This window comes from Micromonospora sp. NBC_01405 (assembly GCF_045040155.1).
Lineage (GTDB): Bacteria > Actinomycetota > Actinomycetes > Mycobacteriales > Micromonosporaceae > Micromonospora.
This window is the reverse complement of the sequence record NZ_CP109532.1, coordinates 5719446-5736479: the sequence shown is the minus strand read 5'-3', so window position 1 is coordinate 5736479 and position 17034 is coordinate 5719446. Positions and strand designations below refer to the sequence as shown.

14 protein-coding genes and 1 pseudogene are annotated in these 17034 nt (G+C 73.1%); 7 read left to right on the top strand and 8 right to left on the bottom strand.

Annotated elements, in window-relative coordinates; genetic code table 11:
- Window positions 1-179: 179 nt before the first annotated feature.
- The gene (gene arc / locus OG559_RS24830; RefSeq protein ID WP_405107685.1) at window positions 180-1961 is read right to left on the bottom strand and encodes a proteasome ATPase; all 1782 of its coding nucleotides are present in this window, start codon (window positions 1959-1961) and stop codon (window positions 180-182) included.
- Window positions 1962-2139: 178 nt separating this feature from the next.
- On the opposite strand from arc, the gene OG559_RS24825 reads away from it, so the two are divergent.
- Window positions 2140-2436, top strand: a complete 297-nt coding sequence (locus OG559_RS24825) for a ferredoxin (RefSeq protein WP_405107682.1) — start codon at window positions 2140-2142, stop codon at window positions 2434-2436.
- A gap of 37 nt (window positions 2437-2473) precedes the next feature.
- Here OG559_RS24825 and OG559_RS24820 read toward each other — a convergent pair whose 3' ends face one another.
- The 3 genes from OG559_RS24820 to OG559_RS24810 all read right to left on the bottom strand — a co-directional run bounded on the left by OG559_RS24820 (window position 2474) and on the right by OG559_RS24810 (window position 5364).
- Window positions 2474-3046 carry a hypothetical protein gene (locus OG559_RS24820; RefSeq protein WP_405107680.1) on the bottom strand — a complete coding sequence of 191 codons (573 nt, stop codon included), beginning with the start codon at window positions 3044-3046 and terminating at the stop codon, window positions 2474-2476.
- Between the two features lie 159 nt (window positions 3047-3205).
- A complete protein-coding gene (locus OG559_RS24815) occupies window positions 3206-4276 on the bottom strand; it encodes a tRNA (adenine-N1)-methyltransferase (protein ID WP_405107678.1) in 1071 nt (356 codons plus the stop codon).
- A complete protein-coding gene (locus OG559_RS24810; protein ID WP_405116942.1) occupies window positions 4273-5364 on the bottom strand; it encodes a M50 family metallopeptidase in 1092 nt (363 codons plus the stop codon). The genes OG559_RS24815 and OG559_RS24810 overlap by 4 nt, the downstream gene beginning before the upstream one ends.
- Before the next feature lie 154 nt (window positions 5365-5518).
- Between OG559_RS24810 and OG559_RS24805 the strand changes: the two genes are divergently transcribed.
- The 5 genes from OG559_RS24805 (at window position 5519) to OG559_RS24785 (ending at window position 12124) form a co-directional block, all read left to right on the top strand.
- Window positions 5519-6454 carry a RecB family exonuclease gene (locus OG559_RS24805; protein WP_405107675.1) on the top strand — a complete coding sequence of 312 codons (936 nt, stop codon included), beginning with the start codon at window positions 5519-5521 and terminating at the stop codon, window positions 6452-6454.
- Window positions 6455-6530: 76 nt separating this feature from the next.
- Window positions 6531-7727 (top strand): sensor histidine kinase, encoded by a 1197-nt coding sequence (locus tag OG559_RS24800; protein ID WP_405107672.1) that lies wholly within the window; start codon window positions 6531-6533, stop codon window positions 7725-7727.
- Between the two features lie 61 nt (window positions 7728-7788).
- Entirely contained in the window at window positions 7789-8475 is a 687-nt protein-coding gene (locus OG559_RS24795; protein WP_405107669.1) for a response regulator, read from the top strand.
- A gap of 317 nt (window positions 8476-8792) precedes the next feature.
- A complete protein-coding gene (locus OG559_RS24790) occupies window positions 8793-9566 on the top strand; it encodes an ABC transporter ATP-binding protein (RefSeq protein ID WP_405107666.1) in 774 nt (257 codons plus the stop codon).
- Window positions 9566-12124, top strand: coding sequence for an ABC transporter permease (locus tag OG559_RS24785; RefSeq protein ID WP_405107663.1), 2559 nt, complete (start codon window positions 9566-9568; stop codon window positions 12122-12124). Before OG559_RS24790 ends, OG559_RS24785 begins: the two co-directional genes overlap by 1 nt.
- Window positions 12125-12209: 85 nt before the next feature.
- Here OG559_RS24785 and OG559_RS24780 read toward each other — a convergent pair whose 3' ends face one another.
- From OG559_RS24780 to OG559_RS24765, 4 genes and pseudogenes are all read right to left on the bottom strand, one after another.
- Complete coding sequence (locus OG559_RS24780; RefSeq protein WP_405116940.1) at window positions 12210-12857, bottom strand: HAD family hydrolase; 648 nt, start codon at window positions 12855-12857, stop codon at window positions 12210-12212.
- Between the two features lie 129 nt (window positions 12858-12986).
- Window positions 12987-13742, bottom strand: a pseudogene (locus tag OG559_RS24775) (neutral zinc metallopeptidase); the annotation flags it as partial.
- A 226-nt stretch (window positions 13743-13968) separates the two neighbouring features.
- A complete protein-coding gene (locus OG559_RS24770; protein WP_405107661.1) occupies window positions 13969-15075 on the bottom strand; it encodes a calcium:proton antiporter in 1107 nt (368 codons plus the stop codon).
- Window positions 15076-15175: 100 nt separating this feature from the next.
- Entirely contained in the window at window positions 15176-16030 is an 855-nt protein-coding gene (locus tag OG559_RS24765; RefSeq protein ID WP_405107658.1) for a class I SAM-dependent methyltransferase, read from the bottom strand.
- A gap of 132 nt (window positions 16031-16162) precedes the next feature.
- Here OG559_RS24765 and OG559_RS24760 point away from each other — a divergent pair, with 132 nt between their 5' ends.
- Window positions 16163-17008, top strand: coding sequence for a methyltransferase domain-containing protein (locus OG559_RS24760; RefSeq protein WP_405107655.1), 846 nt, complete (start codon window positions 16163-16165; stop codon window positions 17006-17008).
- Window positions 17009-17034: the final 26 nt, after the last annotated feature.

The window sequence follows — 17034 nt, the reverse complement described above, 5'->3', positions numbered from 1 at the left end:
GACCTACCCGCTCCACTCGCCGACCCGGTCCCCCGTCATGTCGAGCGTAGTCCGCGTCGCGCGGTGCGGGGGTGTGGCGGGCGGGCCACGTCGGGTGTCGCCCGAGGACGGTCCCGGGCAGTGGGACGCGACGGGGCCCGCGACAGTGGTGTCGCGGGCCCCGCAGCGTGCTGGTCGGCCTACAGGTACTGACCGGTGTTGCTGGCGGTCTCGATCGCCCGGCCGGCCTCCGTGCCCTTTCCGCCGGAGACGAGCGTGCGGATGTAGACGATCCGCTCGCCCTTCTTGCCGGAGATCCGGGCCCAGTCGTCCGGGTTGGTGGTGTTGGGCAGGTCCTCGTTCTCCCGGAACTCGTCGACGCAGGCGTCGAGGAGGTGCTGCAGGCGCAGGCCCTTGCGACCGGAGCTGAGGAACTCCTTGATGGCCATCTTCTTGCCCCGGTCGACGATGTTCTGGATCATCGCGCCGGAGTTGAAGTCCTTGAAGTAGAGGACTTCCTTGTCACCGTTGGCGTAGGTCACCTCGAGGAAGCGGTTGTCCTCGGTCTCGGAGTACATCCGCAGCACGACCGCGTCGATCATCGCCGCGACGGTGGCCTGGGGATCGCCGCCGTGCTCGGCCAGGTCGTCGCCGTGCAGCGGCAGCCCGACGAGGATGTACTTCGAGAAGATGTCCTTGGCCGCCTCGGCGTCCGGCCGCTCGATCTTGATCTTCACGTCGAGCCGGCCGGGGCGCAGGATGGCCGGGTCGATCATGTCCTCCCGGTTGGAGGCGCCGATGACGATGACGTTCTCCAGGCCCTCCACGCCGTCGATCTCGCTGAGCAACTGGGGGACGATGGTGTTCTCCACGTCCGAGGAGACGCCGGAGCCACGGGTCCGGAAGATCGAGTCCATCTCGTCGAAGAACACGATCACCGGGGTGCCCTCGCCGGCCTTCTCCCTGGCGCGCTGGAAGATCAGCCGGATGTGCCGCTCGGTCTCGCCGACGTACTTGTTGAGCAGCTCCGGGCCCTTGATGTTGAGGAAGAAGCTGGTGTGCCTCTCCTTACCCAGTCGCTCGGCGATCTTCTTGGCCAGGGAGTTCGCCACCGCCTTGGCGATGAGCGTCTTGCCGCAGCCTGGCGGCCCGTAGAGCAGGATCCCCTTGGGCGGGCGGAGCTGGTGCTCGCGGAACAGGTCGGCGTGCAGGAAGGGCAGCTCCACCGCGTCGCGGATCTGCTCGATCTGTGACTGGAGGCCGCCGATGTCGGTGTAGTCGACGTCGGGCACCTCCTCCAGGACCAGCTCCTCGACCTCGCTCTTCGGGATCCGCTCGTACGCGTACGCCGAGCGGGGCTCGATCATGAGCGAGTCACCGGCCCGGATCGGCGAACCGATCAGGGTGTCGGCGAGGTGCACGATCCGCTCCTCGTCGGAGTGGGACACCACCAGCGCCCGGTCGCCCGGTGCGCCGTCGGGACCCGCGAGGATCTCCTTGAGCATCACCACCTCGCCGACCCGCTCGAAGCCGAACGCGTCGACGATATTGAGCGCGTCGTTGAGCAGGACCTCCTGGCCACGCCGCAATTCCGCGACGTCCAGCGAGGGTGAGACGGCGACCCGGAGCTTGCGCCCCCCGGTGAACACGTCCACCGTGCCGTCCTCGTGCGCCGCCAGGAAGACACCGTAGCCACTCGGCGGTTGCGCGAGGCGGTCGATCTCCTCCTTGAGCGTCACGATCTGCGCCCGGGCCTCCTTGAGAGTGCCGACGAGCCGTTCGTTGTTCTCGGTCAGCCGCGCCAACTGTGCCTGGGTGGCCGCCAGCCGCTCTTCGAGCTGCCGGACGTGTCGGGGGCTTTCGGTCAACTTGCGCCGCACCAGAGCGAGTTCCTCTTGAAGGAACGCGACCTGCGTGGAGAGATCGTGGGCCTCCTTCTCCCACCGTGCGGCGCGCGAGTCCGCGTCGTCGCTGCGTGCCACGTCCCACCTCCCCGGGGGGCTTGAACGTTCTGCCCTAACACTAGCCGCTATGAGGCCGATTCGGTCCCACGCAACGCCCTCGTCACCGAACCTTGATCGCCAGGGTGGCCGCAGGGGCAGGTCCGGACGTTCGGGTACCGTCGTGACGTGGGACGGGAGAACATGGGGGGTAGCACCGATGACCGAGGTCGCGACCGACACGTTGCAGGTCTGGGTGGATCAGGACCTCTGCACGGGTGACGGCCTGTGCGTGCAGTACGCGCCGGAGGTCTTCGAGTTCGACGTCGACGGCCTGGCGTACGTCAAGGGCCCCGACGGCGAGCTCCAGCTGGCCCCGGCCAGCCGGGTGGACGTGCCCGCACACCTGCGCCTGGAAGTGATCGACTCGGCGAAGGAGTGCCCGGGCGAGTGCATCCACGTGGTGCGCGGCAGCGACGGCGTCGAGGTCGCCGGCCCGGAGGCCGAGGACGACTGACCGCGCCGGGTCGCCCCGGCCGGGGCGACCCGGGCCTTCAGAGCACCGGACGGCCGACCACCGAGGCGACCAACCGGGAGAACTCCTCCAACCGGGCGATCTGCCCCGCCCCGCCGTCGTCGAGAGTCTTGCCGAACCGCAGCGCGTCGTGCCTGGGTGCGCCAGCTGCCTCGTCGCCCGGCGGCGCCTCGTCCAGCGAGGTGAGCAGCAGGTAGACGTCGATGCTGTCGACCCGGATCCCGCCGTCGTCGGCCCGGGTGAGCCGCCGCCGGCAGCCCACCTCGGTGACGGTGGACACCGGCACCACCCGCAGCGACGAGGTCATCGCCCCGGGCGGCCCCTCGCCCGGTGGCACGTCCTCGCCGTGCCACAGCACGAGGCGGCTGCCGTCGCAGACCACCACCTCCTGCCACACCCCGTTGACCTCGTTGACGAAGCGTTCCAGGGTGAAGCCGAGCACGGACGCGCCGCGCAGCACCCCGCCGAGGGCCTCCAGGGCGACGTCCGGATCCCGCAGATAGGCCCGGGCCGCCGATTCCAGATCGGTGTACGGCGACCAGTCGGGGAAGACCGCCGGCACGTCCTGACCGCCGAAGCCGGGCTGACTCACGACGCCTCCCCCCGTTCGTCGCCGTCGCCGCACCGGCCCGCGCCGGGCCGGCCCGTCCACTCGCCCATGCCGCCTCCCGCCGGCCGGGCCGGGCCGGCGGGTCGCGCCCCGCCCGGCCCGGTCGCCCGTCCGCTCACACCCGACCGTTTCGCTGGCTGGTCACGGCGTGTCCCGCTCCTCCGTGGCCTCGGGAGGCGCCTCGGCGGCCGAGGCCACAGCGGCCTGCCGGGCCGCTTCGGCCTCCCGCAGCACCTGCCGCCGCTCGGCGTACGCCTCGGCGCCCTTACTGGGTTTGCGCCGCCGAGGCGGGGCGGTCACCCCCGGGGCGAGCTTGCGGGCGGAGACCAGGAACGCGGTGTGCGCGATCATCCGGTGGTCGGGGCGCACGGCCAGGCCCTCGGCGTGCCAGTCGCGCACCAGCGACTCCCAGGCCCGCGGCTCGGTCCAGCCGCCGCGCTCGCGCAGCGCCTCCACCAGCTCGGACAACTGCGGGGTGGTGGCCACGTACCCGATGAACACGCCGCCGGGCAGCAGCGCCCGCTCGACCATGTCGAGGGTCTCCCACGGCGTCAACATGTCCAGGATGATCCGGTCGAAGCCGGTCTCGGCGCACCCGGCCACGTCGCCGACGTGCAGGCGCCACGCCGGGTGCGGGCCGTCGAAGAACGCCTCGACGTTGCGCCGGGCGATCTGGGCGAAGTCGTCGCGTACCTCGTAGGAATGCAGCTCGCCGGTGGTGCCGACGGCCCGCAGCAGCGAGCAGCTCAGCGCCCCGGAGCCGGCGCCGGCCTCCAGCACCTTCGCGCCGGGGAAGATGTCGCCCATGGCGACGATCTGCGCCGAGTCCTTCGGGTAGATCACCTGGGCGCCGCGCGGCATGGACAGCACGTAGTCCGACAGCAGCGGGCGCAGGGCGAGGAACGCGGTCCCGCCGCCGGAGGTGGTCACGACGCTGCCATCGGGGAGCCCGATCAGGGTGTCGTGGTCCAGGATGCCCCGGTGGGTGTGGAACGCCTTGCCGTGCTCCAGGGTGACCGTGTGCATCCGCCCCTTCTGGTCGGTCAGCTGCACCCGGTCGCCGGGGCGGAACGGCCCCCTGCGGTGGCTCCTGGTCGGCGCGTCCGACGCCGCGCCGGGACTTGGAGTCATCGGCACGGGCGGCGGCGCCGGGGGGTCGGCGGGCACCGGTGTGCCGGGGTCGGCCGGCAGGGCGGAGGGATGTGCGGTCACGTGTTCATCTTCCGTTTGGGTTCCAGGAGCTGCGCCAGATCCGCGATGTGCAGAACGCCGACGACATCTTCGCCTGCCGTCACGACGTACTGCGCGCCCGGGTGGGTCTGCACGGCCTCCATCACCGCTTCGCCGTCCAGGCCGACCGGCAGGGCGGGCAGGGTGGCCAGGGAGCGGGACACCGCGTCGACGGCGATCCACGGCTGACGCTCCGGCGGCACCGCGGCGGTGGCGACCGGGTCGAGCAGGGCCACCGGCCGGCCGGTGGCGTCGGTGACGACGAGGGCCGCGTCGGGCCGGGGGCCCTCGGCGCGGCGGCGCTGCGCCTCGGCCAGCGGGGTGCCGGTGGGCACCGGGAAGACCGGGCGGGCCAGCCGGCGCAGGTCGATCAGCGGGAACCGGCGGCTGATCCGGGCCAACCGCACGGACTGCCCCGCACCGCGCCACAGGGTGAACGCGACCAGCAGCATCAGCGGCAGCGCCAGCGGCACCAGCAGCCGGTTCACCGCGAGGACGACGACCAGCACGGCGGTGCCGACGGCGACGGCCCGGCCGACCCAGCCGGCGACCTCGGTGCCGGTGTGCCGGTCCCGGGTCAGCGCCCACACGGCGGCGCGCAGCGCCCGGCCGCCGTCCAGCGGCAGGCCGGGCAGCAGGTTGAACACGGCGACGATGACGTTGCTCACCGCGAGCTGGAAGGCGAGCTGGTTGGCCAGGGTGCCGTCGGGCAGGGCCAGGGTGGCGGCCACGGCGGCGGCGCCGAGCACCGCGGAGACCGCCGGGCCGGCCAGCGACACCAACAGGTCCACCCGGGGGCTGGGGGCGTCGCGGTCCATCTCGGTGTACCCGCCGAGCAGTTCCAGGGTGATCCCCCGCACACCGATGCCGTAATGGCGGGCGGTCAGGGCGTGGCCCAGCTCGTGCAGCAGCACCGACCCGAGCAGTGACACGACGAACCCGAAGCCGATGAGGTAGCCGCCGAGCTGGGACAGGTCGAGCTGGCTGCGGGCGAACTCGGCGTACATGACGGTGACGAGCAGGGTCAGCAGCAGCATCGACCCGTTGAGGTGCAGCGGCACCCCGAACACCCGGCCGACGGTGAATCCGGCGGATCGCTGTGGCCGCCGCCGCGGCCGGGTCGTCTGCTGCTCCATCGTCCCGATGCTACGTACCCGCCGCCGACGCCCACCGCTCGGAGCGGCGGGGACGGGCATGTCGGACCGGTGGCCTAACCTTCCGGACATGACGGCGGAACCGGTGATCGACCAGCAGCAGGCGCGGGCCACGGCGGGGATGCCGGCCACGGCGGAGGTGCCGGCCACGGTCCGGGCGTCACTGTCGCCGTCGCGGGCGGCCGACTTCAAGACCTGCCCGCTGCTCTACCGGTTCCGCAGCATCGACCGGCTGCCCGAGCGGCCCAGCGTGGAGCAGGCCCGGGGCACGCTGGTGCACGCGGTGCTGGAGCGGCTGTTCGACCTGCCGGCGGCCGGGCGCACCCCGGAGGCGGCCGGCGACCTGGTGGGCCCGCAGTGGGACCGGCTGGTCACCGAGCAGCCGGAGCTGGCCGGCCTGTTCGACGCCGACGACCCGGCCGGCACGGCCGAGTTCCTGCGCGCGGCGGCGGGGCTGCTGGAGGGCTACTTCGCGGTGGAGGACCCACGCCGGCTGGAGCCGGCCGAGCGGGAGGCGCTGATCTCCGCGGTGGTCGACGACGAGCTGCTGATCCGGGGCTACCTCGACCGGCTGGACGTGGCCCCGGACGGGGCGCTGCGGGTGGTCGACTACAAGACCGGCGGCGCCCCCCGGGAGGCGTTCGAGGCCCGGGCGCTGTTCCAGCTCAAGTTCTACGCGCTGGTGCTGTGGCGCACCCGCGGCGTGGTGCCCCGGGTGCTGCGGCTGCTCTACCTCAAGGACGCCGAGGTCTGCGACTACGCCCCCGACGCCGACGAGTTGCTGCGCTTCGAGCGGACCGTGGTGGCGCTGTGGCAGGCGATCGAGACGGCCACCGCCCGGCAGGATTTCCGGCCCCGTCCGAGTCGGCTCTGCGACTGGTGCAACCACCAGGCGCTGTGCCCGAGCTTCGGCGGCACACCGCCGCCGTTCCCGGCCGCCGCCGGCAGCGCGAATCCGCTGGTCGACGCCCGGTCCCGGCCGGCCCCGCCCGGGGCGGACGAGTGAGCCTCCTCCCTGAGGAGGAGACGGGGTTCACCGCTGGCGACGATCGATCGCGCGGGGTGGCGGCTAGCGTTCCGGTATGACCGGAGGGCCGAGGGCGTTGCTGCGCCGCCACCCGCTCGCCGCCGACGCGCTGTCCGCCGTCGCCGTGGTGCTGGTGGACGTCGTGTTCGTCCTGCTCTCCCCGCAGGAGTTCCAGCTCGGCCCGTTGCCCGTCGCGGTCGGCTGGAGCGTGCTGTGCGCCGCTCCGGTGGCGCTGCGCCGGGTCGCCCCGTGGCCGGCGGTGGCCGCCGCCGTGGCCACCCTCACCCTGCCGGCGTTGCTCGGGCCCGCCCCCGCCACGCAGAGCCTCACCTTCGTGGTGCTCACCTACACGATGGCGGCGCACCGGCCGGTGCGGACCGCCGCGGCGGCCACGGTCGTGCTGTGGCTGCCGGTGGCGGCGGTCAACGTCCTCACCCCCGCCGACGACGCGGCGCTCGGGGTCGGCCCGGCGTACCTGGTGCTCAACAACGTGCTCACCGCCGTGGTGGCGTACGCGGTGGGGCGGGCGGTGCAGGCCCGGCGCACCTCGACGGAGGCGCTGCGGGAGCGGGCCCGCTCCGCCGAGCAGAACCAGCGGTCCCTGGCCGAGCAGGCCGTCGCCGACGAGCGGCGCCGCATCGCCCGGGAGTTGCACGACGTGGTGGCGCACCACGTGAGCGTGATGGGCGTGCTGGCCACCGGCGCCCGGCGGGTGCTGCGCCGGGACCCGGACGCCGCCGACGAGGCCATCGCCACGATCGAGGACACCAGCCGGGCGACCCTGCGGGAGATGCGCCGGCTGCTCGACGTGCTGCGCACCGACGCCGAACCGGCCGCCGACCTGGCCCCGCAGCCCGGCCTGGCCGGCATCGAGGCCCTGGTGGAGCAGGTGCGCGAGGCCGGCCTGCCGGTGACGCTGCGCACCGAGGGCACCCCCGGGCTGCTGGAGGAGGGGGTGGCGCTGACCGTCTACCGGATCGTGCAGGAGGCGCTGACCAACGCGCTCAAGCATGCCGGGGACGCCACCGCGGTGGTCCGGCTGACCTTCGGCGCGGCGTTCCTGGCCGTCGAGGTGACCGACACCGGCCGAGGTCCGGGGCCGGCCCCGGACCGGATCGGGCACGGCGTGGTGGGCATGCGGGAGCGGGTCGGCCTCTACGGTGGGACGCTGCGCACCGGGGCCCGCCCGGGCGGTGGCTACCGGGTGTACGCGAGGATTCCTGTGGAGCGGTTCGGGGCGGTGCCGGCGTGACCGGGGCTCGTGCCACGATCAGCGGGCCCGCGACGGGCCCGGCGCGACGGGAGGACAGGCGATGAGTGACGGGATGACGGCGGCGCGGCCGGTGCGGATCCTGCTCGCCGACGACCAGCCGCTGCTGCGCACCGGATTCCGGATGGTGTTGGGCACCGAGGACGACCTGGACATCGTTGCCGAGGCCGGCGACGGCCTGGAGGCGGTGGAGCTGTCCCGCCGGCTGCTGCCCGACGTGGTGCTGATGGACATCCGGATGCCCCGGATGGACGGGGTCGCCGCGACCCGGGCCATCGTCGACGCCCGGCTGCCGGTGCGGGTGCTGATCCTGACCACGTTCGACCTCGACGAGTACGTGGTGGGGGCGCTGCGCGCCGGGGCCAGCGGGTTCCTCGCCAAGGACGTGCCGGCGGAGGACCTCGTGACGGCGATCCGCACGGTCGCCGCCGGGGAGGCGGTGGTGGCGCCGCGGATCCTCAAGCGGCTGCTGGACCGCTTCGCGGACGTGCTGCCCGATCCGGCCGCCGCCCCGCCGAAGGCGCTCAACGCCCTCACCGAGCGCGAGCGGGAGGTCCTCGTGCAGGTGGCCCGGGGGCTGTCCAACGCGGAGATCGCCCGGGCGTTGTCGGTCAGCGAGACCACCATCAAGACGCACGTCGGGCACGTGCTGACCAAGCTGGGGCTGCGCGACCGGGTGCAGGCCGTGGTGCTGGCGTACGAGTCGGGTCTGGTGCGCCCCCGGGCGTAGCCGTGGCGGCGCCGGGCCCGCCGGCACGCGTACCGAGGTGTTGCGATCATCACCTACCGTGACCGACGGTGAGCTGGCGGGGTTTGATCCTGAGTAGTGCCAGGTCCTGGTGTCCGGGTCCGGGAAACGCCGCCAACGTGGTCGGAAACGGTCAGGGTGAACCCTGAGTCGTCCTCCGGGCCGACCCGCAGCGGGAAATCCGCCACCGCTCCCCCCGGAGTCGGACGGATCGACGGCACCGGTCACCGAGGATGGGGACATGCCGCACCGGCCAGCGGGGGCGGTGCGGAAGCAGCCAGACGGAAGAGGTAGATGACGTGACCGCCACGGTAGGCCGCCAGGCGCGGGCCGCAGCCCGTGCAAGCGACGTGTGGAAGGTGTACGGCAGCGGCGAGGCGCAGGTCGCCGCGCTGCGGGGGGTGAGCGCCGAGTTCGAGCGGGCCCGGTTCACGGCGATCATGGGCCCGTCCGGGTCGGGCAAGTCGACGCTGATGCACTGCCTGGCCGGCCTGGACTCAGTCACCCGGGGCACGGTGTCGATCGGCGAGACCACGGTGACCGGCCTCGGCGACGCCGGGCTGACGAAGCTGCGCCGGGACAAGGTGGGCTTCATCTTCCAGCAGTTCAACCTGCTGCCCACGCTGACGGCGAAGGAGAACATCCTGCTGCCGATGTCGATCGCCGGCCGCCGGCCGGACCCGGCCTGGTACGACACCGTGATCGACACGGTCGGGCTGCGCGACCGGCTCGACCACCGCCCGGCGCAGCTCTCCGGTGGTCAGCAGCAGCGGGTGGCGTGCGCCCGGGCGCTGGTGGCCCGCCCCGAGGTGATCTTCGCCGACGAGCCGACCGGCAACCTCGACTCCCGCTCCGGCGCGGAGGTGCTGAACTTCCTGCGCAACTCGGTGCGCGAGCACGGCCAGACCATCGTCATGGTGACCCACGACCCGACCGCCGCCGCGTACGCCGACCGGGTGGTGTTCCTCGCCGACGGGGAGATCGTCTCGGAGCTGATCGAGCCGACCGCCGACACGGTGCTGGACACCATGAAGAAGCTCGACGTCCCGGTCATCACCGAGGTGGGGAACTGATGTTCCGGGCCACCCTCAAGAGCCTGCTGGCGCGCAAGGTGCGGCTGATCCTCTCCGGCCTGGCCGTGGTGCTCGGCGTCATGTTCGTCTCCGGCGCCTTCGTGCTCACCGACACTCTCGGCCGTTCCTTCGACGCGGTCTTCGCCGACGCGTACGCCAGCGTCGACGTCAACGTCGCCGCCAAGCCGAAGATCGCGGTGGGCGAGGCGGAGGGCGAACAGGTCTCCCCCGCGTTCCCGGCCGACGTGGTGGGCCGGGTCCGGGCGGTGCCCGGCGTGGCCGAGGCCACCGGCATGGTCAACGCCGACGGCGCGCGGCTGATCGGCAGCAACGGCAAGGTGGTCACCTCGTTCGGGCCGCCCCAGCTCGGGCAGAACTGGATCGGCGAGAGCGACCTGGTGAAGCTGCGGGAGGGGCGCGCGCCGCGGGCCGACGACGAGATCGTGGTCAACGCGGCCCTCGCGACGGCCGCGAAGGTCAAGGTGGGCGACCGGGTCGGCGCGCTGACCGCGTTCGAGTCCAAGCGCCGCGACTTCACCCTGGTCGGCGTGTTCGGCTACAGCGGCGGGCGGGACTCCATCGGCGGGGTGAACGAGATCGCGTTCACCACCCCGGCCGCGCAGCGGCTGATGCTCGGCAAGCCCGACACGTTCAACAGCGTGACGGTGCGGGCCGCCGGCGGGGTGACCCCGGAGGCGCTGCGCGACGACCTGACCCGGGCGCTCGGCGCGCAGTACGAGGTCAAGACGGGCGAGCAGCTCTCCGCCGACGCCGCGGCCGGCCTCAAGGAGGGGCTGTCGTTCTTCAACAAGGTGCTGCTCGGCTTCGCCGCGGTGGCGCTGCTGGTCGGCACGTTCCTGATCCTCAACACGTTCTCGATCATCGTGGCGCAGCGGACCCGGGAGTTGGCCCTGATGCGGGCCATCGGGGCCAGCGGGCGGCAGATCATCGGCTCGGTGGTGCTGGAGGCCCTCGCGGTCGGTCTGGTCGCCTCGGTCCTCGGCCTCGGCGCGGGCATCGGGGTGGGAGCGCTGCTGGCCTGGGCGTTCGGCTCGTTCGTCGGCGGGCTGACCCTGGCCGGGCTGGGCGTGCCGCCGGCCGCCGTGGTCAGCGCCTTTGCGGTCGGCATGCTGATCACCGTGGTGGCGGCGCTGCTGCCGGCGCTGCGGGCCGCCCGCATCCCGCCGATCGCGGCGATGCAGGACGTGGCCACCCCGGACCGGCCGCTGACCCGGATCACCGTCTCCGGCGCGGTGGTCACCGCCGTCGGCGGCACGCTGCTTGCGGTGGGGTTGACCGGCAACGCCGGCGGCGCCACGCTGCAGGTGATCCTGGCCGGGGTGTTGTTCACGTTCATCGGGGTGGCGCTGCTGACCCCGCTGCTCAGCCGGCCGGTGGTGTCCCTGCTCGGCGGGCTGTTCGCCTGGTCGGTGCCGGGCCGGCTGGGGCGGCTCAACTCGGGGCGCAACCCGCGCCGAACGGCCATCACCGCCGCCGCCCTGATGGTCGGCATCGCCCTGGTCACCGGGGTGACGGTGATCCTCGACTCGGCCAAGTCCAGCATCGCCGGTGCGGCGGAGAGCACCGTCGACGCGCAGTTGGTGATCGCCGGGGCGCAGACCGGGCCCCGACCGCCGACGTTCGACCCGGCGGTGGTCGACCGGGCGGCCGCGGTGCCGGGGGTGAACACGGTGGTGGGCGTCTACAACGACAACGCGGTCGTCGACGGCGACCGGACGTACGTGGTCGCGCTGACCGACCTGGCCGCGATGGGGCAGATCTACCACACCACCGCGCAGGCGGGCACGATCGCCACGCTACGGCCGGACCAGGTGGCGCTGAGCGTCTCCGGCGCGAAGGAGCTGGGCAAGTCGGTGGGTGACCGGCTGACCGCCCAGTTCGTTCGGGGCGAGGGCCCGCACACGTACACGGTGACGGCGGTCCTGCCCGACGACCGGACCATCGGGTCGATCATGCTGCCGAGGGAGGCGGGGGCGGAATTCGCCAGCCCGCAGCCGTTCACGGCGCTGGTTCAGCTCACCCCGGGCACGTCCGTGTCGCAGGTGCAGCCGCAGTTGGAGGCGCTGGTCGCGGACAGCCCCGAGGTGTCGGTGGCCGACCGGGCCAGCTACATCGAGCAGCAGACCAGCGGCTTCGACACGCTGCTCACGATGATCCAGATCCTGCTGGCGCTGGCCATCGTGATCGCCGTGTTGGGCATCATCAACACCCTGGCCCTGTCGGTGCTGGAGCGGACCCGGGAGTTGGGCCTGCTGCGGGCGATCGGGCTGCGCCGGGCGCAGACCATGCGGATGATCACCGTGGAGGCGGTGGTGATCTCCGTCTTCGGCGCGCTGCTCGGCGTCGTCGTCGGCACCGGCCTCGGCGCGGCGGTGGTCCGGGCGCTCCAGGACGAGGGGATCACCGACCTGGTGCTGCCCTGGTCCCAGATCGGGATCGTCCTCGGCCTGGCCGCGCTGATCGGGGTGGTCGCGGCGGCGCTGCCGGCGATCCGCGCCGCCCGGCTCAACATCCTGGGAGCGATCGCCCACGAATGAACCGCGGGCGCCCCTGCCACTTTGTCATGGTGGCCGGGGCGCCCTGCCGACGGCGGGGCCGACCCGTGTCAGGTGCGGCCCCGGGTCAGGCCGGCGGGTCGCCGAGCAGGGCGGCCAGCAGCTCCAGGTCCGCCCCGGTCAGGCTCTCCAACTGGTGTACGCCGTCGGCCGGCGCGATCGGCACCTCCGCCGGCACGGCCAGCACCGCCGCGCCTGCGGCCAGGGCGCTGGCCACCCCGGTCGGGGAATCCTCGATCGCCACACACCGGGCGATCGGCACGCCGAGCAGCCGGGCGGCGGTCAGGTACGGCTCCGGGTGCGGCTTGGTCGCGTCCACCTCGTCGCCGCAGACCACCACGTCGAAGCTGTCCCGCCCCAGGGTGTCCAGCGCCACCTCCACCAGGGGCCGGATGCTGGAGGTGACCAGGGCGGTCGGAACGCCCGCCGCGCGTACCGCGCCCAGCAGCGCCAGCGCGCCGGGCCGCCAGCGCAGCCCGGTGCGGAACAGCTCCAGGATCCGCACGTCGATCCACGCCGCGCTGACCAGCGGGTCGCGGTGCGGCTGACCGAGGTCCTCGTGCAGGATGCGCATCGAGTCGGCCATGTTGGTGCCGACCATCGATCTGCGGGCGGCGGCGGACAGGACGCCCCCGTAGTCGGCCGCCAGCTCGCGCAGCGCGACGTCCCACAGCTTCTCACTGTCGACCAGGGTGCCGTCCATGTCGAAGAGCACGGCGGCGGGATGGTGGCTGCTCAGCGGGTCCTCCAGTAGTCGCACGGTTCCCGCGATCCTCTCAGCCGGCCCGGCCCTCCGACGCCGGACCCGCTCGGGGGTGACCTCGGCGACCCTCCCGGGGCGGCGTCAGCCCAGGTTGCAGGCCGACAGGCCGGACTCGTAGCCGCGGAAGAAGGAGTCGGTGCGTTGCTCGGCGGTGCCGTGCGCGCCCTCGGCGAACCATGGCTGGTCGGGGTCGTCGCCGACGGCGAGCAGCCCCTCCCGGAACTCCTCCAGGTCGCCCTCCTCCAGCGTCAGCTGCTTGGCCCGGATCGAGCCGCCGACGTACGCCCCGGCCATGCAGTCGGCCTGCAGCTCCTGCTGGATGGTGAAGTCGTAGCGGATGCCCAGGCGCACCTGCACGCCGTGGGCGTACTCGTGGCCGAGCAGGTAGTACAGGAACGCGTCGCCGACCTGCCGGAACGCTGAGACCGACCAGTTGACGTCGTAGGCGATGAAGTCGCCCGCCGAGCAGTACACGGCGTTGTTGCGCGGCAGCGCCTGCCCGCCGCAGGACACCTCGCCCTCCCGCTGGTACGCCACCACCCGGCGGATCGGCTCGAACCGCCGGCCGGACTCCCGGAACTGCGCGGTCCAGTACACCTCGGCCTGGTCCACCGCGGCGGCGAGGTCCTCCTTGAACTCGGTGACGCTGGTGGTGCCGTCGGCGCGGGTGCGCTCCGCGCCCGGTGCCGCGGACTGCCGGGGCCGCTCCGGGCCGGGCTGCTGCGGCGCACCCTCGTCCACCCCGCCGACCACGCAGCCGCCGGTCAGCACCAGCGCGACCAGCAGACCTGCCAGCGGCCCTCGCGGCCGACGTCCCGCGCGTGCTGTCACAGCGCCTCCCCGGTTCGCCCTCGCCGGTGCAGTACCCCGGCCCCGCTTCGATCATGCCGCCGACGAGGGCCCCCGGTGACCCTCCGATCGGCTCGCGTCGACGCCACCCCGCGCCCGGGCCCGCCGTCGTCGCGCGGGCGCGGGAACACGCCGTCCGGGGCGCGGCCGGCGGCCCGGGCTCGGGCCGGCGGGGGCCGGGCCTGCGGGGCCGCCCGGCCGCGCCCGGCCCGCGTCAGGGGCTGGCGGCGAGGAAGACGAACGCGGCCAGCAGGACCAGGTGCACGCCGCCCTGGAGCATGGTCGCCCGGCCCGGCACCACCGTGAGCACGCCGGTGACGACGGTCAACGCCAGCAGGGCCAGCTGAGTGCCGCCCAGCCCGAGCAGCAGTGGCCCGTCGAGCCAGATCGAGGCGATGGCGATCGCCGGGATGGTCAGGCCGATGCTGGCCATGGCCGAGCCGAGGGCCAGATTGAGGCTGATCTGCACCCGATCGCGGCGGGCGGCGCGGGCCGCGGCCAGGGTCTCCGGCGCCAGCACCAGCAGCGCGATGACCACGCCGACGAACGCCTGCGGCAGGTTGGCGGCGGACACCCCGGCCTCGATGGCCGGTGACACCATCTTCGCCAGTCCCACCACGGCGATCAGCGCCACCACCAGCAGGGCGAGGCTGGTCAGCGCGGCCCGGGACGACGGCGGGTCGGCGTGCCCGTCCCCGTCGGCGTCGACCACGGCCCCGTCGGCGCCCACCGGCAGGAAGTAGTCGCGGTGCCGGCCGGTCTGCACCAGCACGAACAGCCCGTACAGGGCCAGCGAGGCCACGGCGGCGAAGGCGAGCTGGGCCGGGGAGAACTCCGGGCCGGGCCGGCTCGTGGTGAAGGTCGGCACCACCAGGCTCAGGGTCGCCAGGGTGGCCACGGTGGCCAGCGCCCCACCGGTGCCCTCGGGGTTGAACACCGCCACCCGACGGCGCAGCGCGCCGAGCAGCAGGGACAGGCCGAGTATGCCGTTGCAGGTGATCATGACAGCGGCGAAGACGGTGTCCCGGGCCAGCGCCTGCGTCTTGTCTCCACCGCTGATCATCAGGGTGACGATGAGGGCCACCTCGATGACCGTGACCGCGACGGCGAGCACCAGCGAACCGAAGGGTTCACCCACCCGGTGGGCGACCACCTCCGCGTGGTGCACGGCCGCCAGCACCGCCCCGGCCAGGAACACCGCCACGATCACCACGACCACCGGGGGTAACTCCCTGCCCCAGGTCAGAGCCAGGACCACGACGGCGAGCAGCGGAACGACGACGGTCCAGTCGGTGACACGGGAACGCAGGAGGGCGGGCATGGCGCCAACCCTGCCAGAAATCGTGATCATCGCCCACCCGAACTACGGCACGCCCCCGCAGGTGGGAAGGGCTCCGACCGCGACGACGCCGGGGGTTGTCTCAGTCACGCCCGACGATGCCGGCATCGGGAATCCGCCAGATCACCAGCTCCGTGTCCGGCACCCGCTCCGCGAACCACCCGTCCCGGGCCGCCGCCGCGAGCAGGCCCCGCAGGTCGTCGTCGAACTCCGCAAGCCGCGGCCCGAACAGGGGCGGCACCGCGTCCGACCGCGAGTGCACCCACGCCACCACGTCGTCGATCGACCGCCGCACCACCGCCCCGGCCGGCACCCGCAACCGCTGCGGGCCGACAAAACCCGCCGCGGCCAGCACCGCGTCCTCTCCGCCCGGCGTCCCGTGCGGCAGGAACCCCCGGCCGGCCCGCCGCACCGGGCCCAGATAGCCGCGCACCAGCTCGGCCACCGCCGCGTACGGGGGCACCGGACAGGGCAGCCCGGTCGTCGACAACGGCTCCTTGGCGTCGCTGACGTGCACGAACGCCCCGCCCGGCAGCAGCATCCGGCGCACCGTCGCCGCGACCCGGTCCTGCTCCATCCAGTGGAAGGACTGCCCGAACACCGCCACCCGGAAGACCCCCAGCCCGGCCGGCAGGTCCTCCGCCCGCGCCCGCACCCACCGGACGTCGCCCACGCCAGCGGCGGCAGCCCGCTGCCGCGCCCGCGCCAGCATCCCGGGGTCCGGGTCCATCCCCACCGCCTCCGCGAACCACCCGGCCAGCGGCAGCGTCACCGTCCCCGGGCCGCAACCCACGTCCAGCAACCGACCCGACCCGTCCAGGCCGAGGGCCTCCGCCAGCGCCGCCACGAAACCCTCCGCGTACGGCAGCCGCCCCCGCTCGTAGTGCACGGCGGCACCCTCGAACAGCGACTCGTCCCAGACCCAGCCCGCCGGCACGCCCCACTCCCCTCACCCGACGCGGTCAGCACCGACCCGCCGCGAGGCGAACCGGCCGACCACCGCGATCCGCCACCGGCCTTGGGCCACCGTCGCGGTCGTGGCGTGCTGGCCCGGGGAGCCCAGAGCTGCGTGTACGGCAAGGTTCGCCGGAACTGCCACGATAGTCTGCCGACCATGCACGGGTTCACTGATGTCGATCGCCATCCAGACCCGAACTCGTGGGTGGCGGTCCTGGACCGCCTCACGGAGGAGCCGTTCTACCAGGCATACCAGCAGCGGGTACGTGAGCTGCTCCATCCGGCACCTGGTCGTCACTACCTCGAAGTCGGCGCTGGCACCGGAGCAAACGCGGCCAAGCTGGAAGATGATCACGATGTCAGCGTGGCAACCCTCGACCATGCGCAGACCATGTCCACCGCGATGCGAGCGCGCGGCTTAACTCAGTGTGCGGTCGCCGACGCCCATCGCCTGCCATTCCTCAGCTTTTCCTTCGACGGGGCGTGGGCCGATCGCACCGTGCAACACCTCGCCGACCCTCACGCCGCAATCACAGAGATCATCAGGGTCGTCCGGCCCGGCGGTCGCGTCGTTCTGGCAGACCCCGACTACGACACTCAGGTGCTCGACATCGCCGACCAAGGCTTGGCCCGACGCGTCCTGAGATTCCGGGCTGATGTCCTCCTCCGCAACGGCGCCCTGGCTCATCAACACGCCGGCCTGCTCGCCGCACACGGCCTGGTCGACATCACCGTCGAACCCCGAACTCTCTTGGTCCGAAACCCCACTGCTGTCGACAACGTTCTTGGTCTCCGAAGCTGGGCCGCCACCGCCGCCCAACGCGGCACGCTCGACCCCACCGAGGCACGTGCCTTCGAAGACCAGTTCGACGATGCTGTCTCAGCCCGTCGGTTCACGTACGCGGTCACGTTCTTCCTCACCGCCGCCACCGTCAACGGAAACGCAACCACCCGCTAGAGGTTTCGGTAAAGAGCAACATCTGG

Excerpts from the sequence above, each read along its gene's own strand:
- OG559_RS24825 (WP_405107682.1), top strand. The coding sequence starts at position 2,140 with ATGACCGAGGTCGCGACCGACACGTTGCAGGTCTGGGTGGATCAGGAC.
- OG559_RS24805 (WP_405107675.1), top strand. The coding sequence starts at position 5,519 with ATGACGGCGGAACCGGTGATCGACCAGCAGCAGGCGCGGGCCACGGCG.
- OG559_RS24800 (WP_405107672.1), top strand. The coding sequence starts at position 6,531 with ATGACCGGAGGGCCGAGGGCGTTGCTGCGCCGCCACCCGCTCGCCGCC.
- OG559_RS24795 (WP_405107669.1), top strand. The coding sequence starts at position 7,789 with ATGAGTGACGGGATGACGGCGGCGCGGCCGGTGCGGATCCTGCTCGCC.
- OG559_RS24785 (WP_405107663.1), top strand. The coding sequence starts at position 9,566 with ATGTTCCGGGCCACCCTCAAGAGCCTGCTGGCGCGCAAGGTGCGGCTG.
- OG559_RS24770 (WP_405107661.1), bottom strand. The coding sequence starts at position 15,075 with ATGCCCGCCCTCCTGCGTTCCCGTGTCACCGACTGGACCGTCGTCGTT.